Genomic DNA, 25,523 nt, shown 5'->3' with positions numbered 1-25,523 from the left:
ACCAGGTGGGAATTTTCTTGCGGCGTTTTCCGTGCCGACAGCGGACGCGGCCGGGCGGGTTCCGGCGCCCCGGACATAATGGGCCGAGTGGAGCAATTGGTCGAGGAATACGGACCCAGCTGGGACCCGGGCCCGTACGAACGGGGCACCGACGGACCGCGCGTGATCCTGGTCGGCGCGGACACGTCGCCGACCGGACTGCGGGCGACGGCCTACGGCGGCGGTCTCGCCCGGAGGCAGCGCGCGCGGCTGGTCGTGGTGTACGTGGCGGCGCCGACGGTGTGGACCGGGCTCGCTGCGGCCGCAGTCGTCGACGTGCAGCAGCAGACCTTCGAGGAAGAGATCGAGCAGTTGCGCGCGGAACTGCGCGACCGGGCGGCCGACCTGCAGGTGCCGGTCACGTTCGTGGTCCGTCGCGGCGAAACCTTCCCCGAACTGCGCCAGGCCGCGCAGGAGGTGAACGCGGACATGGTCGTGGTCGGCGCGTCCGAACAGGGCGGGCACCGGCTCGTCGGCTCGGTCGGCAACCGGCTGGTGCGCGCCGCGACGTGGCCGGTCGTCGTGGTGCCGTAGGGCTCGTGCGTGTTTGTGCCGGTTAGAACCGGCATCGCCACTCACGAGGCTTCAGCAAGGTGGAGGCGTAGTGGATTTCGTCGAGGTCGTCGCGCGCTTGCGGGCCGCCGGATGCGTGTTCGCCGAGGACGAGGCCCGGCTTCTGCTGGGCCAACCGGGCGATCTGGCCGGGATGGTCGAGCGGAGGGTCGCCGGGGAACCGCTGGAGTACATCCTCGGCTGGGCGGAGTTCGCCGGTCGCCGGTTCGTCGTCGCGCCGGGCGTTTTCGTGCCCCGGCACCGCACCGAGTTGCTCGTGCGGCTGGCCGTCGGGTTCGCGCAAGACAAAGCAGTGGTGCTCGATCTGTGCTGCGGCTCCGGTGCACTGGGCGCGACGGTCGCGGCCGAGGTGCCCGGGATCGAGCTGCACGCCGCCGACGTCGAGCCCGCCGCGGTCGATTGCGCTCGGCAGAACGTGCCTGGTGAGGTCTACAAAGGCGATCTCTACTCCCCGCTTCCGCAACGGTTGCGCGGCCGGGTGGACGTGCTGATCGCGAACGTCCCGTACGTCCCGACCGACGACGTCGCGCTCATGCCGCCCGAGGCGCGCGACCACGAACCCCGCGTCGCACTCGACGGGGGATCCGACGGTCTCGACGTGCTCCGTCGCGTCGTCGCCGAGGCCCCGGCGTGGCTCGCGCCGGGCGGGCACGTGCTTTTCGAGGCCAGCGAACGCCAATCGGCCGCCGCTGTCGCCGAGGTGCGCCGGGCCGGGCTGGCCGCGTCCGTCGAAGAGGACGACGAACTCGGCGCGACAGTCGTGGTGGGACTGCGCGAACACTGAGCGGCGAACCGGATTCGCCCGCTTTCCGTACTGCGTGCGGCCGGTGGGGCCGTCTAGGGTCGACGCATGAAGGTCGGCCTGCTCACCCGGGAGTACCCGCCGGACGTGTACGGGGGAGCGGGGGTGCACGTCGAGTTCCTGGCAAGGGAACTGCGGTCGCTGGTCGACCTGGACGTGCACTGCTGGGGCCCCGACCGCCCGGACGGCGCGCACGGGCACCGCGACGCGCACGGTTACGCCCAGCCCGCGTTCGCCACGATGGACATCGCGGTCTCGATGGCCGACGCGCTCGCCGGCCACGATCTCGCGCACAGTCATACCTGGTACGCGAACCTCGGCGGTCATCTGGCGAAGCTCGCGCACGGCATCCCGCACGTCATCACCGCGCATTCGCTCGAACCGCTGCGGCCGTGGAAGGCCGAGCAACTCGGCGGCGGCTACCGCGTGTCGTCGTGGATCGAACGCGATGCGTACGAGGCCGCGGACGCGATCATCGCCGTCAGCTCCGGCATGCGGCGCGACGTGCTCGCCGCGTACCCGAACGTCGATCCCGCGCGGGTGCACGTGGTGCGCAACGGCATCGACACCGAGCTGTACCAACCCGATCCCGGCACTGATGTGCTCGAGAAGCACGGCATCGATCCGAACCGGCCGTACGCGCTGTTCGTCGGCCGGATCACGCGGCAGAAAGGCGTGCCGCATCTCGTGCGCGCCGGCGCCGCTTTGGACGAAGACGTGCAGCTGATCCTGTGCGCGGGCGGCGCGGACACGCCGGAGCTGGACGCGGAGTTCCGCGGGCTGGTCGCGGACCTGCAGGAAAACCGGTCCGGCGTGCACTGGATCCCGGAAATGCTGCCGCGCAACGAAGTCGTCCAGTTGCTGACGCACGCGCTGGTGTTCGTGTGCCCGTCGGTGTACGAGCCGCTCGGCATCGTGAACCTGGAGGCGATGGCGTGCGGCACCGCGGTCGTCGCCAGCGACGTCGGCGGCATCCCGGAGGTGGTCGCCGACGGCGAGACCGGGGTGCTGGTGCATTACGACGAGTCCGAGCCCGGCGCTTTCGAGGCCGGGCTCGCGCGCGGGATCAACGACCTCGCCGCCGATCGCGCCCGCGCCACCCGGCTGGGCCTCGCCGGACGGGACCGCGCGGTGGGAGAGTTCGGCTGGGCAGCGATCGCCGCCGCGACGGTCGGGGTTTACGAGGCGTGCGGGAGGGTTTCGTGATCGACGGATCCGATGTGCTGGGGATCGTCCTCGCCGGCGGCGAGGGCAAACGGCTGATGCCGCTGACCACCGACCGCGCGAAACCCGCGGTCCCGTTCGGCGGCGTGCACCGGCTGATCGACTTCGTGCTGTCCAACCTGGTGCACGGCGGGATCCGCCGGATCTGCGTGCTGACGCAGTACAAATCGCATTCGCTGGACCGGCACATCTCGACGACGTGGCGGCTGTCGTCGCTGACCGGCGAGTACGTCACGCCGGTGCCCGCGCAGCAGCGGCTCGGCCCGCGCTGGTTCCAGGGCAGCGCGGACGCCATCCACCAGAGCCTGAACCTCGTGCACGACGAATCGCCCGCGTACATCGCGGTGTTCGGCGCGGACAACATCTACCGGATGGACCCGCGGCAGATGATCGACGCGCACATCGCGTCCGGCGCGGGCGTGACGGTCGCCGGAATCCGCGTGCCGCGCGCGGAGGCCCGTTCGTTCGGCGTGATCAGCACCGGGGACGGGACGAAGATCGACGCGTTCCTGGAGAAGCCCGAGGACCCGCCGGGCCTGCCGGATTCGCCGGACGAATCGTATGTGTCGATGGGCAATTACGTCTTCACGACGCAGGTGATGCTCGACGCGCTGCACGCGGACGCCAAGAACCCGGCGTCCAAACACGACATGGGCCGCGACATCATCCCGGCGCTGGTGGAGAAATCCGAGGCCGCGGTTTACGACTTCAACGGCAATGTGGTGCCGGGCGAAACCGGCCGGGACCACGGCTACTGGCGTGATGTCGGAACGATCGACAGTTATTACGACGCGCACACGGACCTGATCTCGACGCAGCCGATTTTCAACCTGTACAACCGGAAATGGCCGATCCTGGCCCATCCCGGCCAGCGCGCGGCGGCGAAGTTCGTGGAGGGCGGCACGGCGACCCAGTCGATCGTCAGCAACGGCTGCATCATTTCCGGTGCGCAGGTGGTGGATTCGGTGCTGTCGCCGGACGTTTTCATCGAGAACGGCGCCGTGGTGCAGGGTTCGGTGCTGCTGGACGGTGCGCGAGTCGGCCGCGGCGCGGTGGTGCGGCGTGCGATTCTGGACAAGAACGTGGTGGTCCCGCCGGGGGCGCACATCGGGGTGGACCTGGCCCGGGACCGCAGCCATTACCACGTGAGCGATTTCGGGATTGTGGTTCTGGGCAAGGGAGAAACCGCGATCTAGCGGAGGGTGGCGCTGCCCCGTTGTCCCGATTGCCGGGCACATTCGGTCAGTAACCGAAGCGCGGCCGCAGTCCGTCCTGCCGTGCCCGCCCCGCGACGTTAAAGTCACACGTCCGGCAGGCACTTCGAAAAGGACTCCCGCACTGTGAACCAAGAGACCTCGTTCAACCCGGCACTCGGCTTCGGTTCGGGCGGGGTGGTCGTCACGGTCCTCACGATCGTCGCGCTGTGGCTGGTGTTCGCCAAGGCCGGATACCCCGGCTGGGCGGCGATCATCCCGATCTACAACGTCTACGTCTGGCTGAAGGTCGCCGGCCGCTCCGGGTGGTGGCTGCTCCTGCTGCTCGTCCCGCTGGTCAACCTCGTGGTCGTCATCGTCGTGTCGCTCGACATCGCCAGGGCGTTCGGCAAGAGCGGCGTCTTCGGGTTCTTCGGCCTGTTCGTGTTCTCGATCATCGGCTACCTGATTCTGGGCTTCGGCCGGGCCCGGTACACCGCGCCCGGCCCGCGGTGACGGCCCCGGTTCAGCCCAACGCGGCGACGGCGCGCGCGATGACGTCGGAAGGGCTCGGCTGCCCGGCGATCTCCGCGCGCACCTCGGCCGCGGCCACCGCGAAGGAATCTTCTTCGAACAGTCGCCGCACCAGTTTCCGCAGCGTCTCCACGTCCACAGTAGACGGATCATGGCTCAGCCCGACGCCCCGCTCGACCACCCGCTCCGCCGACATCGGATTGTCCGCGAAACTAGGCAGCACCAATTGCGGCACCCCGTAGAACAGCGGCGCGGCAGTAGTCCCGGATCCGCCGTGATGCACAATCGCCGAACACTCCGGCAAGAACGCCGACAGCGGCAAGTACCCCACCGAGCGGACGTTCTCCGGAAGTTCGCCCAGTTCGCTCACATCAGCGGCGCCCGCCGCGAGAATGACCTCGACGTCCATCCCGCCGAGCGCGTCGAGCACCACCTTCAGGCTGCTGATCCCCGACATCGCCGGCACGACAGTGCCCAGCGTGACCGCCACCCGAGGCCGTTCCGGCTTCCGCAGCGCCCACTCCGGCAGCACCGACCCGCCGTTGTAGGGCACGAACTGCATCGGCCACCACGGCGCGCCGTCGCGTTCGTCGGCGGGCTCCTCGTCCGCGCGCAGGCCGCCCATGCTCGGCGCGCGCGGGTCGATCCGGGCGATGACCTTCACCGGGGCGTCGCCGATGCCGAGCTTCTCGCGCATCAGCGTGACGAGGTCGCTGTCCAGGAAGTCGGCGTGCTCGGTGCGCCACGAGAGGTCCCGGGCCGACCACGAGATCCGGTTGCCGACCTCGAGCGCGGGCACGCCGAGCGCGGCCGCGGCGAGCGCGCCGGTGCCGTGGTCGGACGGGTAGACGACGAGGTCAGCGCCGAACGCCCGGCCGGCTTCGATCGTGCCCTCGGTCATAGCGGCGGTGAAGAGGCCGAACGGACCCTGGTGCTGCCGCGCGATCCGGTACTCCTCGGGTTCGTCCGGATCCGGCGCGGCCCCGTCCTTGATCGTGGCCAGCAGGTCCGTCCAGACGTCGCGGCCGGGGAACACGTCGACGACCGGCAGCCCGGCGCGCGCGGACACCTCGGCGATCTCCGCGGTGGTGGCCAGCAGGACGTCGTGCCCGGCGGCGCGGGCGGCCCAGACGACCGGGATCAGCGGCAGCGTGAGCCCGTACCCGGGCGCGGACGCGAACAGGATCTTCACCTCCTCGAGACTGCCAGAACCGTGATGCTCCCCGCATCCCGGTTTCGGTTTCCGCGCGGCGGTAACGCGCGGGGCCGTCGCGGCGACACATCCGCAGATCATCACTTCCGGAAAGGCCCGGCCCCCATGCGAAAAGCCCGTATCGCGGCGTTGCTGACCCTGGTCGGCCTCGGCATCGCGATGTCCCCCGCCGTCACCGCCGACGCGGGTCAGACCAGCACCTGGTGCACCAAAAAGGAGCAGGTCGCGATCCTCGGCACGTCGGCCGACACCGGTTACGGCACCACGGGCTACAAGTCCGCTACGGACACTTACGCGCCGACGACCTACGGCTGGACCACGAAAATCGCCAACGACCTGCACGCGCAGTGGAACACCACGACGAAGAACTACGCGCACAACGGCGCGATGGCCACCGACTACCTCCCCGGCGGCCGCTGGCCCGACACGACCGGCGCGCTCGCCGACATCACGCAACGCCAGCCCGACCTGGTCCTCGTCGACCTCGGCGGCAACGAGCTGATCTCGCAGGCCGACCCGGCGGTCTTCAAGGCGAACCTCGGCAAGGTCATCGACAACATCCGCACCGCCCGGCCCGGGGTCGACATCCTGCTGTCGATCTACGCCGAGCTGAAGTGGACGCCCAACCCGTGGGGCGGCCAGACGCAGAAGTACTTCTGGTCGCAGTACGCGACGTCGATCTACCAGACGGCGGTCGAGAAGGGCACCGCGCTGGTCGATCTGCGGCAGTACATCCCGCCCGCGGGGTCGGCGAATCTGCCCAACCCGAGCCCGTGGCTGGCCGACAACGTGCACCTGAACGACGCGGGGAATCTCGCCGAGTACGGGATGTGGTGGGGGTGGACGTCGAGCCTGGGGAGCATTTGCTGAGGCGTCCGGCGCAGTCCCGCCGCGGTGTCCCGGGGGACGCCGCGGCGGTGAAACCAGCGCGACATCGGCCGGTGACTGGCTGGGATCGGTGGCCGCCGGTTGCTCGCGTTGGACCCGGTGCCGTTGACCACTGCTCGCGTACCTGAGAAGCGCGTGGTCGGGACCTGTCGGCACTTCGCGGTGAAGGACCTCGCCGACCTGTGCTCCAGCGACGATCCCGCAGCCGTGAGCGCGCTGTACTCGCACGAGGATCGGAGAGCCTGATCCGCTGACGACGGCGTCGGGTTCAACGTCCGATCGCCGCACGGACCGCGGGCACGACCTCGTGCAGCCACCGCTGGCGGGACTCTTCCCGCTCGGCAACAGTGCCGACGTTCGGGAAGAACACGAACCCGTCCGCACCATGCTCTTCGCTCGCCTCGGCCAGTTCCGCGGTCCAAGCCCGCACCGACCCGGCGAGCATGCCCATCCCGTGTTCGCCAGTGCCTCGGGAGAGCGGGGCGGCACCGCCGCTGATGGTGCCGAAGACGTTGTACAGGGTGGAAATCGCGGCCGGATCACGACCCGCCTCGACGGCGGCCCGGTCGATGAGCGGGCGGGATTTCGCGACCGTTTCGCTGCGCCAGTCCTGGGCGACGGCGGGAAACCAGCCGTCGGCGAGGCGGCCGGTCACGGCGAGCGAGGCGGGGCCGATCGAGCCGGTCCAGATCGGCGGCGTCGGCGCGGCGGACGGCAGCACGCCGGTGACGCGGTGGAATTCGCCGTCGAAGGTGACCGGTTCCGTGCCGCCGCCGGTGAGGGCGCGCAGGAGTGTGATGCCTTCGGCGAACAGCCGCACCGCCTCGGCCGGCGTTCGGCGCTGGACGCCGAATGCCTCGATCTGATCCCACAGCGCACCCGCGCCGACGCCGAGCCGGATGCGTCCGCCGGAGAGTTCGGATAACGCGCTGACTGTCCGGGCCAGCGCGGGCACCGGGCGGATCGGCAGGTTGGTGACGGTGACCGCGCCGCTGATCCTGGACGTCGCGCCGAGGACGAAGCCGAGCGTGGCGTACGCGTCGAGATGCCGCGCGTGGTACGGATGATCGGTCACCGTGACGACGTCCAGCCCGGCGTGATCGGCCTCCTGCGCCTCAGCGATCAGCCGCGCGGGATCGCCCTCGCCGACCGCGGTGCCGTTGAACCCGGAATCGAGCCGGACTCCGAAGACGGTCATGGTCCCTCCCCGTTCCGACCTTGCCGGAACTCTCGCGCCGGTGCCGCCGGCCCGCGGTGGCGGAACGCGCCGACGGGGTCGCTGTTGCTGCTGCTCACAGCGTTTCCGCAGGTCAATGTGGGTGGCGTAACCTCGGCGTAATCAAAATCCAGGTAGCGTCGCCGACGTGGTGACTACGCGGCGGAGGGCGGAACGGGCCCGGCAGGTGGCCGACGGCCTGCGGCAGCGGATCGTCGCGGGCGAGGTCGGCGAACTGCTGCCCGGCGAGCGGGAGCTGGGCGAGTGGTTCGGCGCGTCGCGGAACGTCGTGCGGGAAGCGCTCGCCTTGCTGCGGGACGAAGGGCTCGTCGAGCGTCGGCAGGGTGTCGGGACGCTGGTGGTGCGCCCGAAGTACGGCCACGGTCTCGACCGGTTGTCCGGGCTGGCGGAGGCGCTCGAAGGGCACGGCGAGGTCGTGAACGAGGTGCGCACGGCCGAGACGGTCGCCGCGCCGCCTGCGGTCGCGGAACGACTTGGCCTGGCGGCGGGGGAGGAGGTCGTGCACCTGGAGCGGGTCCGGCGGCTGGGCGGGGTGCCGTTGTCGCTGGACTCGACTTATCTGGTGGCGGATTTGGGGATTCCGTTGCTGGGGAAGGATTTGGCGCACCGGGATCTGTTCGCGTTGCTGGAGGAGACGAACGGCATCCGGCTGGGGCGGGCGGAGGTGGAGGTCCATGCGGTGTCCGCTGGGCCGGATGCGGCTGCGTTGCTGGAGATCGCGCCGGGGACCGCGGTTTTCGCGCTGGACCGGTTGACGCGGCTGCCGGACGGGCGGCCGGTGGACGCGGAGTGGCTGCATATTCGCGCGGATCGGTTGACGTTGCGGGCGACTTTGCAGCGTGGAGCGGAGTGACCCACGCAGGGAGAGGTGTGCTGAGATTGGGAGTGATTCGGTTGGCAGGCCCCGGTTTCCGGCGGCGGACAACGTGCGGCCTGGTTCGTGGCGCCCTCGCCGCGGCGCGCGGACGAGAGAACGACTTCCGGAGGCAGCCGAAATGATCCCCGCGCTCATCGTCACCGGATTGCTGGCCGGGATCGGCATCACCGCGGTCGGACCGGGCGGGGTGTTAGCGACCGTGGGGCTGTTCGTCTTCACCTCGCTCACCCCGGCGCAGGTCGCGGGAACGGCGATCGTCACGCACGTGGCCACCGGGATTCTCGGCAGCGCTGCCTTCGTCCATTCCGGACAGTTGCGCGAGCCCGAAACCCGGAAAATCGCGGGAGTTCTTGCGGCAGCCGCAGTAGTGGGGACACCGCTCGGGGTGTTGCTCAACTCCTGGGTGTCCACAAAGGCCTTCGGAATCGTGCTCGGCGGGTTCGCGCTCGTCGTGGCGGTGTTCGTCGGACTGAAGGGACGGGAGCGGGCCGTCGGGCTGCCGGTCGCGGGAGCGATCGGGGCGGTAGTCGCGGTGGTGGCGGGGCTGGTCGGGGTCGGCGGGCCGATGCTCGCGGTGCCGTTGCTGGTCGTCGCCGGGATGCCGGTGCTGGGGGCGCTCGCCGCGGCGCAGGCGCAGTCGGTGGTGATCGCCAGCGTGGGAACCGTCGGCTACGTCCTGCACGGAGCGGTCGACTGGCGGCTGGCGGCGATCGTCGGGATTCCGGAGCTGGCGGGCGTATTGATCGGCTGGCGGATCGCGCACGCGTTGCCGACCAAGACGCTCAAGGCCGCGCTGATCGCGGTCCTGGTCGGGATCGCGCCGTATCTCGCGTTGCACGGCTGAAGCCGGGTGGCTCCGCGGGAACCACCCGGCTTCAGAAAGAATTACCGGTCGAAGGGAAGCTCCATGACTGCTCCCGGGACTGGCTTCCCGGCGCGGACGGTGGCCAATTCCGCAGTGGACAGAGCACGGCGGTAGAGGCGCGCGTCGTCCAGCGCGCCGGTCAGGTGCTGCGCGCCGTCGAGGCGTTCACCCAGCCACAGCTGGAACGAGACGGTCTGGGTGACCGAACCGGGGGAGTCCGGACCGGACGCCGCCACCGCGCCGTCGACCAGGATCCGGAGCTGGCCGCCCGACCGCTGGAGCGCCACGTGGTGCCATTTCTGATCATCGTACGCCGATTGCGTGGTGACAGACTTGCTTCCGGCAGCGGTGGTCATCATCGCGATCAGACGGTGTGACGCGGGTTCGGCGCGCAGCCACAGTTGCGGTGCGGTCGAGCCCATGCCGCCCAGCCACAGGATGGGTTGTGGGTCCTTTGAAGCACCGTATTTGACCCAGGTGGAGAAGGTGAAGTCGCCGGAGCCCACCAATTGCGCCGGCGAGTACGGAACGCGGACGAAGCCGGTTTTCAGTTCCACAGCCTTGCCGAATTTGCCGGCGACAGTACTGGCATCGCCGAGCACGCGCGCGGGCTGTCCACTTGCGACGTCTGGAGTGGACACTCCGGGCGAACGCTTCCAGCCGAGGTAGTTCTCGTCGAAGCGAGCGAAGCGGATCTCGTCGCGGGCGTCCACTGCGCCGCCCTCGTACAGCAGGCCGATTTTCGCGTTCCTGTCCTGCGGACCGCTCAGCTGGACCAGATCGGAGTAGCCCGACCAGTCCGTCGTGATCCGAGTGCCCTGGTCGGCGTTTTCCCACGTGCGACCGTCGTCATAGGACGAACGGATGGTCATCCAGCGCCGCCGGTCGGTGTCCGCGGGAGAGGCGAAGAGGATCCGCTTGCCGCCGGGACGGTCGAGGCGCAGCAGCGAACCCTGCACCATCGGCGTCACGAGGTCGGGAATCGTGGTGAAGCGCTGGGAGAACGTCTCGCCGCCGTCGCGGCTCAGGGCGTAGTCGCGGTTGCCGATGTCGGTGCCGCTCTGTTCGCGACCGCCCGCGTAAATGGTGCCGTCCGGCAGTTCCACGACGCTGACTTCCGACGGCTTTTGCGTGAAGGTGCCGCCCACGGGATGCAGGTAGTTGTCGACAGCGCCGACGTGCCAGGTGGAGCCGCCGTCGTCGCTGTAGATGAGTCCGGCGTAGTTTTCGACGGAGTTGGTGCCGTCACTGCGTTCGGCGTTCACCCCGAAGACGAGCCGGCCCGCGTGCCGGCCGTGCTGGAGCTGGATGCCGTGCACCGGACCCGAGGCGTACCAGGAATCCCACGCGGGCAGCTTCGCTTGCGCGCTGATGTCGACCGGCGTGGACCAGGTGCGGCCGTCGTCGGTGCTGTACTGCGAGTGCGGCGTGCGCGGGCACGGCACGGAGCAGCCCTTGTCGTCGGTGCGGCCCTTGTTGTACGTGGTGATCAGGACGATCCGGCCGGTCTTGGTGTCCACAATGGGCACCGGGTTGCCGTGGGTGTCCCCGCCGCCGCGGTTCACCACCTGCAGCGGCGACCAGGTGGTGCCGCCGTCGGTCGACCGCTTCAGCACCAGGTCGATGTCACCGGTGTCGCCGCAGTTGTCCTTGCGCCCCTCGGCGAACGCCAGCAGCGTGCCGTGCGTGCTGCGGACGATCGCCGGGATGCGGAAACACGCGTAGCCGGTTTCCTGGTGCGGGTTGAACAGCGCTTTCTGATCGAACTGCGGGGCGGCCTGCGCTGAAGCCGGCGCGAGGAAAGCCAGCAGCACGAACGCCAGCACCACGCGAAGGGCGGTTCTCATCTGGTCTCCGTTCCGAACTGTCCGGAAAGGACGGCCACGCCGTGCGCGGCCAATTCCACTTCGGACGATGGCTGAGCGGGATCGGTGAGCAAATCCGTACCGGGCGAAGGCAAGGAAACAGTGACGGCTTCGGCGTTGTGGTTGAGCAGGAAGAGGTAATCGTCCGCACCGTGTCGCACGATTGCCTGGACGCCGTCCGGCAGACCGGGCAGCACCGGCGAAACTCCGGCGTCGGCGGTGATCCGGTCGAACAGGGTGCGCATGACGTCCGGATCTGGCTGGGTGCCGAGGTACCACGCGACACCCGAGCCGAACTCGTGCCGCGTAACGGCGGGACGACCGGCCAGCGGCCCTTCAGCGAAGGTGGCGACGACGTCTGCGCCCTCGGATTCGATCCATTCGGACCAGATCGTCGCGCCAACGGAGGCGCCGTCGAGGTCGAGCGTCGTCGAACCGCCTTCGGGCAGCGGCCAGAATTCGTCGACGCGCAGGCCGAGAATGTCGCGCAGCGGAGCGGGATAGCCGCCGGTGTACACCCGGTCGTTCTCGTCGGCGATACCGGAGAAGAACGACACCACCAGATGCCCGCCACCCTCCACATAGGAGCGGAGATTGGCCGCGACCGCACTGTCCATCAGGTACAGATTGGGCACGACGACGAGCTTGTACCCGGAAAGGTTCTTCGCCGGATGCAGGACGTCGCAGGTCACGTTCGCGTCGAACAGCGGCGCGTAGTGGGCGAGGTGCGTTTCGAGCTGGTCGAGGTCATCCGAGGGGTGCGAGTTCAGCTCCAGCGCCCACCAGTTGTTCCAATCGTGCAGGAAGGCGACGTCGGCGCGCACCCTCGACCCGGCGAGCTGCTGCACCGTGGCCAGTTCCTGGCCGAGGTCGCGGACACCCTGGAACGTGCGGGTTTCCGGGCCTCCGTGCGGCACCATCGCCGAGTGGAACTTCTCCGCGCCGCCCGAGGTCTGCCGCCACTGGAAGAACAGCACCGCGTTGGCCCCGCGGGCGACCGCCTGCCAGCTGTCCAGCCGCATGGTTCCCGGCGGCTTCGGGCCGTTGCGGGTGCGCCAGTTCACCGCGCTCGGGGCTTGCTCGAGGAGCAGCCACGGCTGACCGTCCTTAAGGGACCGGACGAGGTCATAAGCGAACGCCGCTTCCACGTGCGAGCGCGGATCGTGCGGGTCGGGATAGGAGTCGAGGCTCACCACGTCCTCGTGCGGTACCCACCGGTGCCAGTCGAGCGATTTCTGCACGCGGCCGACGAAGTTCGTCGTCACCGGGACGTCCGGGGTGATGCGGGCGAGCACCTCGCGCTCGTTGAGGTAGCAGCCGAGCGAAGCGTCGGAGGAGAACCGGTGGAAGTCCAGTTGCTGCGCCGGGTTCGGGAAGGTCGGCGCGACGCGCGGCGGCTGCACCTCGGCGAAATCGGAGTACCGCTGCGACCAAAAAGTCGTGCTCCAGGCTTCGTTCAACGCCTCGATGCTGCCGTAGCGCTCGACGAGCCAGCGCCGGAAGTCCACAGCGGACTCGTCGCAGTAGCAGGCACGGATGTGGCAGCCGAACTCATTGCCGATATGCCACATTTCCAGCGCCGGGTGCCCGGCGTACCGAGTGGCGACCTGTTCCACCAGCCGGGCGGCGTGCTCGCGGAACACCGGGCTGGACGGGCAGAATTGCTGCCGCGCACCGGCGGACAGCCGGGTTCCGTCCGCGCGCACCGGCAGGATTTCCGGATATCGATGCGAAAGCCACGGCGGCGGCGAGGCCGTCATGGTGGCGAGGCAGGCCCGGACCCCGCCGGAAGCGAGGTTGTCCAGCACCGTGTCGAACCAGCCGAAATCGAATTCCCCGGGCCGCGGTTCGACCTGCGCCCAGGAGAAAATCCCGACAGTCACCATCGAAACCGACGCCTCGGCCATCAGTTTCAGGTCTTCCGCCCACACGTCGGGCGACCAGTGCTCGGGGTTGTAATCCCCGCCGTAGTACAGCCGATCCATCAGAGGAGACCCGCTTCCGCTAGTTTTCCCTTGATCTGCAGCAGTTCGTCGTCGTTGAGGGGGAGTTGCGGCGGCGCCATCACCGCGTTGTCGATGAATCCGCGCATCTTCATCGACGCCTTGAACGCGCCGAGCGCGGCCGAACCGCGGCCCATCCGATGCGGCGGCGCGACGTCGGTGATGCTGAACAGCGTCAGCAGCCGTTCTTGTTCGCGTCGCGCGGCCTGCGGGTTCCCGCCGCGGAAGTGATCGTAGATCAGCACATAGCCGACCGGGTCGACGTTTCCGAGTCCCGGCACCGCACCGTCCGCGCCCTGCGCGAGCGCGGCGTCCACGAGCAGTTCGGAGCCGGTGAACACGGCGAAGTGCTCCAGCCCGCGCTCCCGGCGCTGCTGCAGCACCAGGCGGAATCCGGCCTCGTCGCCGCTGGAATCCTTGAGCCCGGCCAGTACGCCGTCCGCGGCCAGGTTCAGCACCAGGTCGCGGTCGAGCTTCGTGTGCACGGCCATCGGGATGTCGTAGGCGAAAATAGGCAGCGACGTCCGCTCGTGCAGCAACCGGAAATGCCGGTCGATTTCCGCGACGTGCGTGCGGGTGTAGTACGGCGCGGTCACCACGATCGCGTCCGCACCGGCCGCTTCGGCGGTCTTCACGTGCTCCGCGACGCGCAGGGTCGTCATGTCGATACAGCCGGCGAGCACCGGGACCCGGCCGGCGACCTGGTCGACCGCGGTTTCGACGGTGATCCGCCGCTGGTCGTCCGGCAGGAAGGCGACCTCGCTGGACGAACCGAGCACGAAGATCCCGTGCACGCCGGCGTCGAGCTGGAATTCGATGTGCCGCCGCAGCGACGCGGTGTCCACGGTGAAGTCGTCGTGGAACGGCGTGCACAGCGGCGGGATGATGCCGGCGAATTTGGGCGCAGTCATGAGGCAGTCACTCCGATTTCTGGGTGGATGCAGCGGTAGGTGTGCTCGTCCGGCCCGGACTGCGGTGGCAAGGCCAGGGAGCATTCGTCGGTGGCTTTCGGGCAGCGCGTGTGGAACGGGCAGCCGGGCGGCGGCGCGGTCGCCGACGGCACCGGTCCGCTGAGGACGATCGGTTCCACCGGGTGCAGCAGGCTCGGCGTCGCCGAGAACAGCGCCCGGGTGTACGGGTGGTGCGCGTGGTGCGGCAGTTCGGCGGCCGGGGCCTGTTCGACGATCCGGCCGAGGTACATCGTCACGATGCGGTCGCTCATCCGGCGCACGGTCTGGATGTCGTGCGACACGAACACCATCGCGAGTTCGAGCTGTTCGCGCAGTTCCAGCAACAGGTTCAGGATCTGCGCGCGCACCGAAACGTCCAAAGCGGACGTCGGCTCGTCGGCCACCAGCAACGCCGGCCGCAGCGCGAGCGCACGGGCGATCGCCACGCGTTGCCGCTGTCCGCCGGACAGTTGCGACGGCAGCGCGTCGGCCACACTGGACGGCAGTCCGACGAGGTTCATCAGCTCCCGGACGCGTTCGGCGCGTTCGCTGGCCGTGCCGACCTGATGCACGTCGAGCGGGTCGCGCAGGATCCTCGCGACCGGAAGCCGCCGGTTCAGCGCGGTCGACGGATCCTGGAAGATCATGCCGACCGTGCGGCCCAGTTCGGCCGGACGCAATGCGGAAAGGGGCTGCCCCGCGTAGCGAACCGTACCGGAGGTCGGCTTCTGAAGTCCGACCAGCACTTTGGCCAAAGTGGACTTTCCGCAGCCGGATTCCCCGACCACACCCACGGTTTCGCCCTTCGCGACGGCGAGGGTCGCGTCGGTGAGCGCGTAGACCCGGTCGTGCCCGAACAGACCCGACCCGCGGATCTTGTGCACCACATGCACGCCGTCGACTTCGACGAGGCTCATGCCGACGCTCCTTCCGCCATCGTCTCCAGGGAGTTCTCGGCGGGGTAGTGGCAGGCCACGAGATGTCCTTCGCCCGCCGGTTCAGGCGCGACCTCGAAGCAGTGCCCGCGCGCGGCGGGACACCGGCTCGCGAACCGGCAACCGGGCGGGAAGTCCGCCGGTGCGGGCACGACGCCCTTGATCTGGGTGAGCTTCGCTTCGTTCTCCTCCAGCGACAGCACCGCGCTGAGCAGGCCGCGGGTGTAGTGGTGCTGCGGCGCACCGACGACGGCCGCGGTCGCACCGGTCTCGGCGACCTGCCCGCCGTACATCACGACCACCCGGTCGGCGATGTCGGATACCAGCGCGAGGTCGTGCGACACCAGCACCAGCGCGAAGCCGAGTTCCTCCTGCAGCCGCAGCAAAAGCGCCATGATCTGCGCCTGCACGGTCACGTCGAGCGCCGTCGTCGGTTCGTCGGCGACGATCAGCTTCGGGCTGCGGGACAGCGCCATCGCGATCAGCACGCGCTGCCGTTGTCCGCCGGACAGTTCGTGCGGATACGCCCGCAGCGTCCGGCCCGGGTCGAGGTTGACCAGCTCCAGCAGCTCTTCCGGCGTGCGGGTGCCGCCGCGCCGGGTGAACTGCTTGAGCTGCGCGCGGATCGTCATCGCCGGGTTCAGCGAGCTGAGCGCGTCCTGGTACACCATCGCCAGGTCGTGCCCGAGGTGCCGGCGGCGGACGCTCGGCTTCATGGTGAGCAGGTCGTCGCCCGCGAACCGGATCTCGCCGCTGAGCCGCGCGGCGTCCGGCTGCAGTCCCATGATCGACAGCGCGGTGAGCGACTTCCCACAGCCCGACTCGCCGATCAGCCCCAGCACCTCGCCGGAACGGACCGAAAAGGACACGCCGTCGACGACGTTCACGCCGTTGTGCCGATCCGGGAACGAGATCGCGAGATTCTCCACGGCCAGCACGGTTTCCCGGCCGGACAGATCTCGCGCTTTCGCCGCCAGTCGTTGTCCGGCTTCGCGCAGGCCGCGCAGCGGCAGCACCGCAGCGGTGGCCTCCGGGGCCAGTTCGATCTGCTGTGCCGCTTCAGCCGCCTTCGCGGTGCGAGCCGACGGCGCGGCCCAGGCGTCGGAAATCCCCTCGGAGAGAATGTTCAACGCCAGCACGGTGGCCAGGATCAGCAGGCCGGGGAACAGCGTCGCCCACCAGCCGCCGGTCAGCACGAGGTCCTTGCCGTCCGCCAGCACCGAACCCCACGACGGATCGGGCGGCTGGATGCCCGCGCCGATGAACGACAGCGACGCCTCGAACACGATCGCGTCCGCCACCGTCACCGTGCAGTACACGAGGATCGGCGCGGCGCAGTTGACCGCGACGTGCCGGGCGAGGATGAACAGCCGTTTCGCGCCGATCACCCGCTCGGCCGCGACGTAGTCCTCGCCGTACTGCGCGAGCACGTTCGCCCGCACCACCCGCGCCACCGGAGCCATGTTGAGGAAGCCGATGGCGAGGATCAGCACGAGGATGCCGCGCCCGAACACCGCCACCAGCACCGCGGCGAGCGCGATGCCGGGGAAGGCCATCAGGACGTCGAGGACCCGCATGACCAGCCCGTCGACCCGGCGGCCGGACGTCGCCGCGAACGACCCGACGACGATGCCCGCGACGAGCGCGAGCAGCGTCGCGCCGAGGCCGATCGCGAGCGACCAGCGGGTGCCCGCGACCAGCCGGGAGAAGATGTCGCGGCCGGACTGGTCGGTGCCGAACCAGTGCGCCGCGCTGGGCCCGCCGGTATCGGTGCTGAGCAGGTCCGGATTGTGCGTGGCCACGACGGTGCCGAGGACCGCGACGAGCCCGAGCACGATCAGCACGGCCAGCGCGATCCAGGAGGACAGGGGAAGCCGCCGGAACCGGACGCCGGGCCGCGAGAGCCGGGCGGTGAGGTTCGGGCGGAGGACTGGGCGCATCACGAGCGGCTCCGCAGACGAGGGTTGGCGACGAGGTAGAGCACGTCGACGATCAGGTTCACGAGCACGAACCCGGCCGCGATGGTGATGACGAAGCCCTGCACCTTGGCGGTGTCGCCGTCCTGCACGGCCTGGATCATGTTCTGGCCCATGCCGGGCAGCGCGAACATCGTCTCGATCACCACCGCGCCGCCGAGCAGGTAGCCGACCCGAAGGCCGAGCACGGTCAGCGGGTTGACCAGCGCGTTGCGCAGCACGTTCCGCCCGACCACCACGACCGGCGGCAGCCCGCCGCCGCGCGCGGTGCGCACGTAGTCCTTGTCGAGCTCCTCGACCATCGACGTCCGGATCACCCGGGTCAGCTGCGCCGCGACCGGCGCGGACAGCGCGATCGCGGGCAGCGTCAGCGAGTTCAGCCAGCCGGGGAACGAATCCGCCGGGCTGACGTAGCCGCTGGTGGGGAACAGGCCCTTGCCCACGGCCAGCCATTGCACCAGCAGCAGCGCGATCCAGAACGCCGGCGCGGCGACCCCGGCGAGCGTCACGAACCGGATCAGGTGGTCCGGCCAGCGGCCGCGGAACAGCGCCGAGGTCACGCCGAGCACGACCGAGACGACGAGCGCGAGCGCCAGGCCCAGCAAGGTCAGCTGGAGGGTGAGCGGGAGCGCGGTGGCGATGGTCTGGCCCACCGGCTCCTTGGTGACCACGCTCGTGCCGAAATCGCCTTGCAGCAGATGCCACACGAAGTGCACGTACTGCAGCGGCAACGGGTCGAGCAGGCCGTTCTGCTCACGGAACTGCTGGAGCTGATCGGCGGTGGCGTTGGCGCCGTTGAACGCGGCCATCGCCGGGTCGACCGGCGAGAACCGCATCACGATGAACACGAACAGGATCACGCCGAGCAGCAGCGGGATCAGGGCGAGGATGCGACCGGCCAGCATCCGCACGACGACTGTCACTTCCGTGCCCTCCCGTCAGGCCGGTTTGGCCTGGTTGAGGTAGATGCCCGGGTAGCCCTGGGCACGCACGCCGCTGATCGCCTTCGGGTCCCACGCGGTGCCCATCTGCGTGAAGACGATCGGGTAGATTACCGCCTGCTCGGAAATCTGGTCGAGCAACTGCTTGTACAGCCCGTTCCGCTTCGTTTCGTCGGTTTCCGCGGCGGCCTTGTCCTGCAGTGCCAGCAACGCGGTGGTGTCGTCGCCGTTCCAGCGCGCGTACTTCGTCATGAGGACCGATTGCGCGTCGTAGTAATAGCGGATCAGCAGGTCCGGGTCGTTGCCGAACTGCAGCGGGTTGTTCGTGGTGGCGACGACCTGGAAGTCGTCGCCGTTGTCCAGTTTGGAGAACAGCGCCTTGGTGTCCTGGGAGTCCAAAGTGGTCTGCACGCCGATCGCGTCCCAGCCCTCCTTGATCACCTTGACGCAGTCGAGCACCAGCGAGGTGTTCGTTGTGGACAGCGAGATCTTCAGGCCGCTGACCCCAGCCTCGGCGAGCAGCTGCTTCGCCTTTTCCGGGTTGAAATTGAAGTCCTGCGCCGCGGGCTGCGAACCGGGCAGCTTCGGGTTGATGAACGAGGTGCCCGCGGTGCCGGTGCCGCGCAGACCGATCTCGATCATCTTCTTCTTGTCGATCGCGTAATGCAGCGCCTGGCGGACCCGCTTGTCGGAGAACGGCGAGTGCTTGGTGTTGAAGAGCAGGAACAGGTTGTTGCCGCCGTCGGCGAACTCGACCGTACGGCCCGCCTTGCGCAGCTGCTCGGCGTTGGCGGGCGGGATGTTCTCCGCGATCTGCGCGTCCGGCTTGGCCCCGGAGACCGCGGCGACGCGCGGTGCGGAATCCACAATGGACTTCCAGAGCATCTTGTCGTACGCGGCCGGGCGCGGGCCGTTGTAGTCGGCGAACTTCTCGAACGTGGTGTGCGACAGCGGGGCCTGCTCGGTGATCTTGTACGGCCCGGAGCCGACGACCTTGCCCGCCGCGGCGGCCTTCCAGTTGTTCTCGAAGACGTGCTTGGGCACGATCTTGCAGATCTGGATCCGCTGCAGCGCGTACGGGAACGCGAACTTCAGGCCGAATTCCACCGTCTTCGCGTCGACCTTGGAGACCGACTGCAGCCACTGCGAGAAGAAGCTGTGAATGAGAACGTTTTCTTTCGGGTCGAGCACGCGGGCGTATGTGAACACCACGTCGTCGGCCGTCACCGGCTGTCCGTCGTGCCACTTCGCGCCGTCACGGATTTCGAAGCGCAGCTTGGTGCTCTTGAGGTCCGTCGGCAGCGCCTTGGCCAAGCCGGGGAAGGGTTCCCGGGTGACCGGGTCGCCCTCGACGAGCGACTCGTAGCTGTGCAGGATCGCCGCCATCGCGAACGCCGACGCGGTCTGCAGCGGGTCCCAGGTCTGGTTGTTGCCGTACCCGATTACCGCGGTGACGGAACCGGACGAACTGCCGGTTTTGTTGGTCGACGCGGGACCGCCGCACGCGGCGAGCGTCGACGAAACCGCTGCGGCAGCCCCGGCGAGGCCGGCGTAGCGCAGCAGCGCGCGCCGGTTGAACTGAGTCCCCATGGCGGTTCGGGACATGGCGTCTCCTGACTTGATGCGGTGTTCCACCCAGAAAGCATCGAGAAGTAGGACGTGGGACGTCCTATGACTTGCCGGAACCCTAAGTCCCGTTCCCGCCCCGGTCAAGAGGCTTGTTCCCACCCGCGCGGGTGCCGCCGCGGTTGCCGATCATGACGTAGGATGTCCTCCGATGGCGACGTGCCAGTGCAAGAAAGACATCCGGGAGACACGTGTGGCGCGCCCGCAACGCAGCGAAGAGATCACCAAGCAGATCATCGACCTGATCGTCGACCGGCAGCTGCCGACCGGCGCGCCGATGCCGACCGAGCTGAGCCTCGCCGAGGACATCGGGGTCAGCCGGAACTCGATCCGGGAGGCGGTCAAGGCGCTGCAGGCGCTCGGCATCGTCGAGGTCCGGCACGGCTACGGCACGTTCGTCGGCTCGGCCGGGTCGGAGGCGCTGCAGACGTGGCTGCTCTTCCGCACGCGCAGCCGGGGCAGCACCGACGCCGGGCGGCTGCGCGACCTGCTCGAGGTGCGCGAGATGATCGAAACGGAGCTGACCAGCCGGGTCGCCCGCGACCACCGGCCGGAGCTGATCGGCGAGCTGCAGGCGTGCGTCGCGCGGATGCGCCGCAAAGGGCCGGACGCGGCGGTGGCCGACCGCGAGTTCCACGACCTGATCTGCGCCGAGGCCGGCTTCGACCTGGCGCGCGAGCTGACCGGATTGTTCTGGGACGTCTACCGGGCCGCGGAAGGCGAAATGGGCGGTCCGGTGTCGTCGGCGCCGGCCACCGCGAAACGGCACCAGGCGATCGTGGACGCGCTCGTGAGCGGGGACGCGGCCGCGGCCGCGCACGCGGTGCACCGGCATTTCGACGAGGTGCGCAAGCGTGCGAAAGCCGGTCGCTACGGCGGCTTCGGCGAGGCACGGCCCGCGGTTTCCGGCTCGGCCGCCAGCTGATTGTGGTTAATCTGGAGGGGTGACGACTCCGGAGATCGCTGTTCTGCCGCCGTCCGCCGCCGAGGACGCTGCGCTGGTGGCTCTGCTGACTGAGCTGGTGAACACCGTCTACGCCAAGGCTGAGGCCGGGTTGTGGGCTGGTTCGGCCGACCGGACCAACGCTTCGGAGATGGCCGGACTGGTCCGCGCGGGCGAGATCGCGGTCGCCCGGCTTGCCGGGGACGTGGTGGGTTCGGTCCGGATCCAGCGGCTGGCCGAGGATCTGGGGGAGTTCGGTCTGCTCGCCGCTTCGCCGGAGGTGCGCGGGGCGGGGATCGGGCGGGAGCTCGTGCGGTTCGCGGAGGACCACTGGCGGGCTGCCGGGTGTACGCGGATGCAGCTTGAGCTGTTGGTGCCGCGCGGGTGGACGCATCCGTCGAAGGAGTTTCTCGCGCAGTGGTACACCCGGCTCGGGTACCGGGTGGTGGAGACGTCGACGATCGACGGACCGCATCCGGAGCTGGCTCCGCTGCTGGCCACTCCGTGCGATTTTCTCATCTGGCACAAGGATCTCGGCTGACCGTGGTTCCGGAATTCCGTCCGGTTCTGTCCTGGTGTCAATTCTGACCAGGTGGTAGAAATTGGCGAAAGCCCCTCTATCGCTGGGAGTTGGCATGGGTGGACCTTCGGTGCAGCTGTACTCGGTGCGCGACGCGTTCGCGGCTGATCCGGACGAGACGTTGCGGCGGCTGGCTGCGATCGGGTTCAGCCAGGTGGAGCCGTACGGGGTGGTGGAGAACGTCGAGGCGCTGCGGGCCGGGTTGGCGGCGCACGGGTTGAGCGCGCCTACCGCGCACGCCTCGTTGGTCGGGAAGGATCTGGACGCGGTGTTCGCGGCGGCTCGGGAATTGGGGATCGAAGTGGTGATCGAGCCGTTGGTTCCTGCTTCTCAGTGGGGGAGTTCGGCGGATATCGCCGATACCGCGTCGGCGCTTAATGCCGCGGCTGAGGTTGCGGCGGGGTATGGGGTTCGGGTCGGCTACCACAATCATTGGTGGGAGTTGGAATCGCGGATCGACGGGCGCAGCGCGTTGGAGGTATTTGCGGATCGGCTCTCTCCGGAGGTCGTGCTGGAGGTCGACGCCTACTGGGCTACCGCGGGTGGGGAGGACGCGCCCGCGTTGCTGCGTCGGCTGGGGGAGCGGGTGTGCGCGATCCACGTGAAGGACGGGTCGTTGGCTGTCGACGCTTCTGGGCAGGTTCCCGCGGGGCAGGGGCGGGTGCCGATGCGGTCGGTGCTTGATGCGGTTCCGGAGGCGTTGCGGGTGGTGGAGTTTGATCAGCATGAGGATGTTTTCGGGGGTATTGCTGAGAGTTTCGCTTATCTCGCTGGGGTGGGGGCGTGACTGTCGGGGTTGGGGTTGTCGGGGCGGGGTTCATCAGTGATACGTATTTGGAGAATCTGACTGCGTTTCCGGACCTTCGGGTGGTGGCTGTCGCTGATCTCGATGTGGAGCGGGCTTCGGCGCAGGCGGCGAAATACGGGGTTCCTCGTGGTGGGTCGGTGGCGGATCTTCTTGCGTCGCCGGAGGTGGAGATCGTCGTGAATTTGACTGTGCCTGCGGTGCATGTCGAGGTCAGTCGCGCTGCGGTGGAGGCGGGGAAGCACGTTTGGACGGAGAAGCCGATCGGGTTGGATCGGCTGGCTGTGCGGGAGCTTCTTGACCGGGCGCGGGAGACGGGGGTGCGGGTGGCTGGGGCACCGGACACCGTTCTTGGTGCCGGACAGCAGACTGCTCGGCGGGTGCTCGACGCTGGTCGGATCGGTACGCCTTTTGCTGCGTTGGCATTGTTTCAGACGCCTGGGCCGGAGAGCTGGCATCCGGCACCGGAGTTCCTGTACCAGGCCGGTGGTGGGCCGCTGCTGGATATCGGGCCGTATTACTTGACGCAGTTGGTGCAGGTGTTTGGTTCTGTTCGGAAGGTTACCGGGGTTGGCAGGCGGGGGCGGGAGACCCGGGTGATCGGGGCTGGGCCTCGGGCTGGGACTGAGTTTCCGGTTACGGTGCCCACTACGGTGAGCGCGTTGGTGGAGTTTGTGCGCGGTGGTAGTGCGCAGGTTGTGCTGACGTTTGATTCCGCATTGCGGCGTACGGGGTTTGTCGAGGTGACCGGGTCGCTGGGGACTGCGGTTTTGCCGGATCCGAATCGGTTTGACGGTTCTACGGTGGTGCATCTGGGCGGGGATTGGGAGTCGGAGGAGGTGGTTGCGGTGGGGCATAAAGCTTCTCGCGGTACCGGGGTTCTCGATCTGGCTCGATCGATCCGGGCTGGGGCGCCGGAGCGGGCTTCGGGGGAGTTGGCTTATCACGTGCTGGACGTGATGGTGGCGGTTGAGGAATCCATGGCGCGTGGGGCGGGGGTTGAGGTGGTCAGCCGGGTGGAGGTGGCCCGGCCGTTGCCCGTTGAGTGGGATCCGTACGTGCGGACGTTGTAGGGCGGCTCGTCGCCTGGCGGCGACATCGGCCCTGGTGTGCGTGGGGCACCCCGAAGGTTGATTGTGCTGACGGTCTGGGGGTGCTTGTCAAGGCGGGAAAGATGCCTTGACAAGCACCCGCCGTCCGCGTTTTTGGCTTCGTATCGGGGTGCGGGGGTGGTGTGGGTGCCTCGCTGGTTGGGTGCGTCGGCTGCGGTTGGTTGGTGGTGGGGGCTTGCGCCCCAATGTGGCATTGGGTGCGTGGGACGCACCGAACGCCACATTGGGTGCGTCAGATGCACCCAATGCCACATTGGGGAGCATCCCGGCGGGCGGTGAGCGGGCGGGCGAGCGGGCTGTGAAGGGCTCCTTGAGGGAATCAGATTCCGTGAAGGAGCCCTTCACGGACCGGTCGCGGGTCGTGAGGGGAACCCTCAGGGAATCTGATTCCGTGAGGGTTCCCCTCACGGACAGCGGCGGTGCGATTAGCGGCCATCTGGGGCTAGATCTCCGGATTCCGCCTAATTCGGGAACAGGGGGACAGTCAGGAGAGTTTGCAGAGAGAGGCGGAGGGAACCGACTACATCGACTTGCGTGGGGGTGGTGAGCCACTGGACCTGGAGGCCGTCCATCAGCGCGACGAAGGTGAGCGCCGCCAAGTCCGGGTCTACGCCGGGGCGCAGCTCGCCTGTTTCGGCGAGCGTGTGGAACGACTGGGCGATGCTGTCGCGGGCCTCGCGGTAATGGCGGGCGAAGTAGGCGTGCGCGGGGTGGTCTTCGGAGACTGCTTCGGCGGCGAGGCGCGAGTACAGATCGACGATGCCCCGGTGGCGGACGTTGTGTTCGGCCAGTGCGACGAAGCGGCGCAGGACGTCCAGGCCGGGCGGGGTGGCGGTCAGTTGTTCGCGAGCGGCGTCCTCGGCGTCGCGGCGTTCCAGGACCGCTGCGAGCAGCGCTTCCTTTGTCGGGAAGTGGTACAGCAAGCCGGCGTGGGTGATGCCGGCTCGTTTGGCGATTTCCCGCAGGGACGACGCGTGGTAGCCCGCCTCGCCGTACACCGCGGCGGCCGCCGAAACGATGTCGTCGCGGCGGATTCTGCCCTTCAGATAGCCCCCGCTCACGGGGCGGCGATCAGGTCGGCTTCCACGCGCCCATCATGCCCCAGCCCTGTTCCTCCTGCCCGTACCTGTGTTCCTGACTGGACCCGACCCCCGAAGAGGAGCCGAGCCCGATGACCGAGCTTTCCCCGCCTCCGGTGCTGCCTCGTGCGGCCCGCGTCGCCACCTGGATCGTGTTCGCCCTCTGCGGGTTCGCGGTCGGCATGTGGGTGGTGCACATTCCGGTGATCGAGCGCGCGACCGGCGTCTCGCACACCGCGCTCGGGGCGCTGCTGCTGGTGCTCGGCGGCTCGGCGTTGATCGGGATGCAGGTCACCGGGCCGCTCGCGGACCGGTTCGGGCATCCGCGCGTGGTGTCCGTCGCGGGGGTGCTCGTCGGGGTCGCTGTCGTCTTGCCGGGGTTCGCGGCGAACTGGTGGACGCTCGGGCTGGCGCTCGCGGCGTTCGGGTTCTTCAACGGCTCGCTGGACGTCGCGATGAACGCGCACGCGGTGGTCGTGGAACGGGCGTATCCGCGGCCGATCATGGCCGCGTTCCACGCGATGTGGTCGATCGGCGGTGCGATCGCGGCGGTCGTCGGCGCGGCGGTGCTGGGGGCGGGCGTGCCGACGCTCGTGTCGCTCGGCGGTACGGGAGCGCTGTGCATCGTGGTATCGCTGCTGGTCCGCCGGTATCTGCTCGACTCGTCGAACGAGGCTGCCGAGGAAACCACTGAGGAAGCCAAACCGACGCGTACGCCCGCCCGCGTGGTGTGGCTGCTGGGGCTGCTGGCGTTCGCGCTGATGCTGTCCGAAGGTGTCGCAAACGACTGGGCCGCGCTGTATCTGCGAGACGGGCTGGGGACGTCCGAAAGCACCGCCGCCCTGGCCTACGGCTCGTTCGCGGTGGCGATGACCGTCGGCCGATTCGCGACCGACCGGGTGGCCGCGCTAGCCGGTCCGGTCGCTGTGGTGCGCTACGGAAGCGGGCTGGCCGCGCTGGGGCTCGCGATCGCGTCGCTGGCGCCGTGGGTGCCGTTGTCGTTGTGTGGCTGGGCGTTGTTCGGGCTCGGGCTTTCCGGTGGCGTCCCGCAGCTGTTCACCGCGGCGGGCAACCTGGACAAGCGGGCGTCGGGTGCGCTGATGGCGCGGGTGGTCGGCGTCGGGTACGTCGGGCTGCTGGCCGGCCCGGCGATCATCGGCGGGCTGGCGCACTGGGTGCCGCTGAACGTCGCGTTCCTGCTGCCGCTGGCGTTGTGCGTGGTGGCGGTGGTGTTCGCGCCGGTGATGAAGCCTCGCGGCTGAG

The 25,523-nt window shown here is 68.9% G+C and carries 23 protein-coding genes; 13 read left to right on the top strand and 10 right to left on the bottom strand.

Annotated elements, in window-relative coordinates:
* The first annotated feature begins 87 nt into the window (after positions 1–87).
* The 5 genes from ABZX37_RS28580 to ABZX37_RS28560 all read left to right on the top strand — a co-directional run bounded on the left by ABZX37_RS28580 (position 88) and on the right by ABZX37_RS28560 (position 4,347).
* A complete protein-coding gene (locus tag ABZX37_RS28580; RefSeq protein ID WP_199841133.1) occupies positions 88–573 on the top strand; it encodes a universal stress protein in 486 nt (161 codons plus the stop codon).
* Between the two features lie 70 nt (positions 574–643).
* Complete coding sequence (locus ABZX37_RS28575) at positions 644–1,396, top strand: putative protein N(5)-glutamine methyltransferase (RefSeq protein ID WP_354744636.1); 753 nt, start codon at positions 644–646, stop codon at positions 1,394–1,396.
* Between the two features lie 66 nt (positions 1,397–1,462).
* Positions 1,463–2,620 (top strand): glycogen synthase, encoded by a 1,158-nt coding sequence (glgA, locus tag ABZX37_RS28570; RefSeq protein WP_354744634.1) that lies wholly within the window; start codon positions 1,463–1,465, stop codon positions 2,618–2,620.
* Positions 2,617–3,834 carry a glucose-1-phosphate adenylyltransferase gene (gene glgC / locus ABZX37_RS28565; RefSeq protein WP_354744632.1) on the top strand — a complete coding sequence of 406 codons (1,218 nt, stop codon included), beginning with the start codon at positions 2,617–2,619 and terminating at the stop codon, positions 3,832–3,834. The genes glgA and glgC overlap by 4 nt, the downstream gene beginning before the upstream one ends.
* Before the next feature lie 144 nt (positions 3,835–3,978).
* Positions 3,979–4,347, top strand: a complete 369-nt coding sequence (locus ABZX37_RS28560; protein WP_354744630.1) for a DUF5684 domain-containing protein — start codon at positions 3,979–3,981, stop codon at positions 4,345–4,347.
* Positions 4,348–4,357: 10 nt separating this feature from the next.
* Here ABZX37_RS28560 and ABZX37_RS28555 read toward each other — a convergent pair whose 3' ends face one another.
* A complete protein-coding gene (locus tag ABZX37_RS28555; RefSeq protein WP_354744628.1) occupies positions 4,358–5,557 on the bottom strand; it encodes a glycosyltransferase in 1,200 nt (399 codons plus the stop codon).
* Between the two features lie 126 nt (positions 5,558–5,683).
* On the opposite strand from ABZX37_RS28555, the gene ABZX37_RS28550 reads away from it, so the two are divergent.
* Positions 5,684–6,448: an SGNH/GDSL hydrolase family protein gene (locus ABZX37_RS28550; RefSeq protein ID WP_354744626.1), complete on the top strand. Its 765-nt coding sequence runs from the start codon at positions 5,684–5,686 to the stop codon at positions 6,446–6,448.
* Positions 6,449–6,734: 286 nt separating this feature from the next.
* Here ABZX37_RS28550 and ABZX37_RS28545 read toward each other — a convergent pair whose 3' ends face one another.
* Positions 6,735–7,664, bottom strand: a complete 930-nt coding sequence (locus ABZX37_RS28545; RefSeq protein WP_354744624.1) for an LLM class flavin-dependent oxidoreductase — start codon at positions 7,662–7,664, stop codon at positions 6,735–6,737.
* Between the two features lie 166 nt (positions 7,665–7,830).
* Here ABZX37_RS28545 and ABZX37_RS28540 point away from each other — a divergent pair, with 166 nt between their 5' ends.
* Positions 7,831–8,556 (top strand): GntR family transcriptional regulator, encoded by a 726-nt coding sequence (locus ABZX37_RS28540; protein WP_354744622.1) that lies wholly within the window; start codon positions 7,831–7,833, stop codon positions 8,554–8,556.
* A 142-nt stretch (positions 8,557–8,698) separates the two neighbouring features.
* Positions 8,699–9,424, top strand: a complete 726-nt coding sequence (locus ABZX37_RS28535) for a sulfite exporter TauE/SafE family protein (RefSeq protein ID WP_354744620.1) — start codon at positions 8,699–8,701, stop codon at positions 9,422–9,424.
* Between the two features lie 41 nt (positions 9,425–9,465).
* On the opposite strand, the gene ABZX37_RS28530 is transcribed toward ABZX37_RS28535, so the two are convergent.
* Genes ABZX37_RS28530 through ABZX37_RS28500 form a run of 7 tightly spaced genes read right to left on the bottom strand, consistent with a single transcriptional unit; the run spans position 9,466 to position 19,720 of the window.
* A complete protein-coding gene (locus ABZX37_RS28530) occupies positions 9,466–11,292 on the bottom strand; it encodes a sialidase family protein (RefSeq protein WP_354744618.1) in 1,827 nt (608 codons plus the stop codon).
* Positions 11,289–13,295 carry a beta-galactosidase gene (locus tag ABZX37_RS28525; protein WP_354744616.1) on the bottom strand — a complete coding sequence of 669 codons (2,007 nt, stop codon included), beginning with the start codon at positions 13,293–13,295 and terminating at the stop codon, positions 11,289–11,291. Before ABZX37_RS28525 ends, ABZX37_RS28530 begins: the two co-directional genes overlap by 4 nt.
* On the bottom strand, positions 13,295–14,224 hold the full coding sequence (locus tag ABZX37_RS28520; protein ID WP_354744614.1) for a dihydrodipicolinate synthase family protein: 930 nt from the start codon (positions 14,222–14,224) through the stop codon (positions 13,295–13,297). The genes ABZX37_RS28525 and ABZX37_RS28520 overlap by 1 nt, the downstream gene beginning before the upstream one ends.
* Positions 14,221–15,180 (bottom strand): ABC transporter ATP-binding protein, encoded by a 960-nt coding sequence (locus tag ABZX37_RS28515; protein ID WP_354744612.1) that lies wholly within the window; start codon positions 15,178–15,180, stop codon positions 14,221–14,223. Before ABZX37_RS28515 ends, ABZX37_RS28520 begins: the two co-directional genes overlap by 4 nt.
* A complete protein-coding gene (locus ABZX37_RS28510; RefSeq protein ID WP_354744673.1) occupies positions 15,177–17,138 on the bottom strand; it encodes a dipeptide/oligopeptide/nickel ABC transporter permease/ATP-binding protein in 1,962 nt (653 codons plus the stop codon). Before ABZX37_RS28510 ends, ABZX37_RS28515 begins: the two co-directional genes overlap by 4 nt.
* Entirely contained in the window at positions 17,138–18,097 is a 960-nt protein-coding gene (locus ABZX37_RS28505; protein ID WP_354744610.1) for an ABC transporter permease, read from the bottom strand. Before ABZX37_RS28505 ends, ABZX37_RS28510 begins: the two co-directional genes overlap by 1 nt.
* Positions 18,098–18,112: 15 nt before the next feature.
* Complete coding sequence (locus ABZX37_RS28500) at positions 18,113–19,720, bottom strand: ABC transporter substrate-binding protein (protein ID WP_354744608.1); 1,608 nt, start codon at positions 19,718–19,720, stop codon at positions 18,113–18,115.
* Positions 19,721–19,934: 214 nt separating this feature from the next.
* Here ABZX37_RS28500 and ABZX37_RS28495 point away from each other — a divergent pair, with 214 nt between their 5' ends.
* The 4 genes from ABZX37_RS28495 to ABZX37_RS28480 all read left to right on the top strand — a co-directional run bounded on the left by ABZX37_RS28495 (position 19,935) and on the right by ABZX37_RS28480 (position 23,142).
* The gene (locus ABZX37_RS28495) at positions 19,935–20,666 is read left to right on the top strand and encodes an FCD domain-containing protein (RefSeq protein ID WP_354744607.1); all 732 of its coding nucleotides are present in this window, start codon (positions 19,935–19,937) and stop codon (positions 20,664–20,666) included.
* 19 nt (positions 20,667–20,685) lie between these two features.
* Positions 20,686–21,225, top strand: coding sequence for a GNAT family N-acetyltransferase (locus ABZX37_RS28490; protein ID WP_354744606.1), 540 nt, complete (start codon positions 20,686–20,688; stop codon positions 21,223–21,225).
* Positions 21,226–21,319: 94 nt separating this feature from the next.
* Entirely contained in the window at positions 21,320–22,051 is a 732-nt protein-coding gene (locus tag ABZX37_RS28485; RefSeq protein WP_354744605.1) for a sugar phosphate isomerase/epimerase, read from the top strand.
* Complete coding sequence (locus ABZX37_RS28480; RefSeq protein WP_354744603.1) at positions 22,048–23,142, top strand: Gfo/Idh/MocA family oxidoreductase; 1,095 nt, start codon at positions 22,048–22,050, stop codon at positions 23,140–23,142. Before ABZX37_RS28485 ends, ABZX37_RS28480 begins: the two co-directional genes overlap by 4 nt.
* Positions 23,143–23,642: 500 nt before the next feature.
* On the opposite strand, the gene ABZX37_RS28475 is transcribed toward ABZX37_RS28480, so the two are convergent.
* Entirely contained in the window at positions 23,643–24,242 is a 600-nt protein-coding gene (locus tag ABZX37_RS28475; RefSeq protein ID WP_354744601.1) for a TetR/AcrR family transcriptional regulator, read from the bottom strand.
* 110 nt (positions 24,243–24,352) lie between these two features.
* Here ABZX37_RS28475 and ABZX37_RS28470 point away from each other — a divergent pair, with 110 nt between their 5' ends.
* Positions 24,353–25,522 carry an MFS transporter gene (locus tag ABZX37_RS28470; RefSeq protein ID WP_354744599.1) on the top strand — a complete coding sequence of 390 codons (1,170 nt, stop codon included), beginning with the start codon at positions 24,353–24,355 and terminating at the stop codon, positions 25,520–25,522.
* The last annotated feature ends 1 nt before the right edge of the window (position 25,523 follow it).

The organism is Amycolatopsis sp. NPDC004079, assembly GCF_040610415.1.
Classification (GTDB): Bacteria; Actinomycetota; Actinomycetes; order Mycobacteriales; family Pseudonocardiaceae; genus Amycolatopsis; species Amycolatopsis halotolerans.
This window is presented reverse-complemented; position numbering and strand designations above follow the sequence as displayed.

Excerpts from the sequence above, each read along its gene's own strand:
- ABZX37_RS28545 (WP_354744624.1), bottom strand. The coding sequence starts at position 7,664 with ATGACCGTCTTCGGAGTCCGGCTCGATTCCGGGTTCAACGGCACCGCG.
- ABZX37_RS28535 (WP_354744620.1), top strand. The coding sequence starts at position 8,699 with ATGATCCCCGCGCTCATCGTCACCGGATTGCTGGCCGGGATCGGCATC.
- ABZX37_RS28470 (WP_354744599.1), top strand. The coding sequence starts at position 24,353 with ATGACCGAGCTTTCCCCGCCTCCGGTGCTGCCTCGTGCGGCCCGCGTC.
- ABZX37_RS28520 (WP_354744614.1), bottom strand. The coding sequence starts at position 14,224 with ATGACTGCGCCCAAATTCGCCGGCATCATCCCGCCGCTGTGCACGCCG.
- ABZX37_RS28525 (WP_354744616.1), bottom strand. The coding sequence starts at position 13,295 with ATGGATCGGCTGTACTACGGCGGGGATTACAACCCCGAGCACTGGTCG.
- ABZX37_RS28550 (WP_354744626.1), top strand. The coding sequence starts at position 5,684 with ATGCGAAAAGCCCGTATCGCGGCGTTGCTGACCCTGGTCGGCCTCGGC.
- glgA (WP_354744634.1), top strand. The coding sequence starts at position 1,463 with ATGAAGGTCGGCCTGCTCACCCGGGAGTACCCGCCGGACGTGTACGGG.
- ABZX37_RS28515 (WP_354744612.1), bottom strand. The coding sequence starts at position 15,180 with ATGAGCCTCGTCGAAGTCGACGGCGTGCATGTGGTGCACAAGATCCGC.
- ABZX37_RS28530 (WP_354744618.1), bottom strand. The coding sequence starts at position 11,292 with ATGAGAACCGCCCTTCGCGTGGTGCTGGCGTTCGTGCTGCTGGCTTTC.
- ABZX37_RS28510 (WP_354744673.1), bottom strand. The coding sequence starts at position 17,138 with ATGCGCCCAGTCCTCCGCCCGAACCTCACCGCCCGGCTCTCGCGGCCC.
- ABZX37_RS28500 (WP_354744608.1), bottom strand. The coding sequence starts at position 19,720 with ATGTCCCGAACCGCCATGGGGACTCAGTTCAACCGGCGCGCGCTGCTG.
- ABZX37_RS28485 (WP_354744605.1), top strand. The coding sequence starts at position 21,320 with ATGGGTGGACCTTCGGTGCAGCTGTACTCGGTGCGCGACGCGTTCGCG.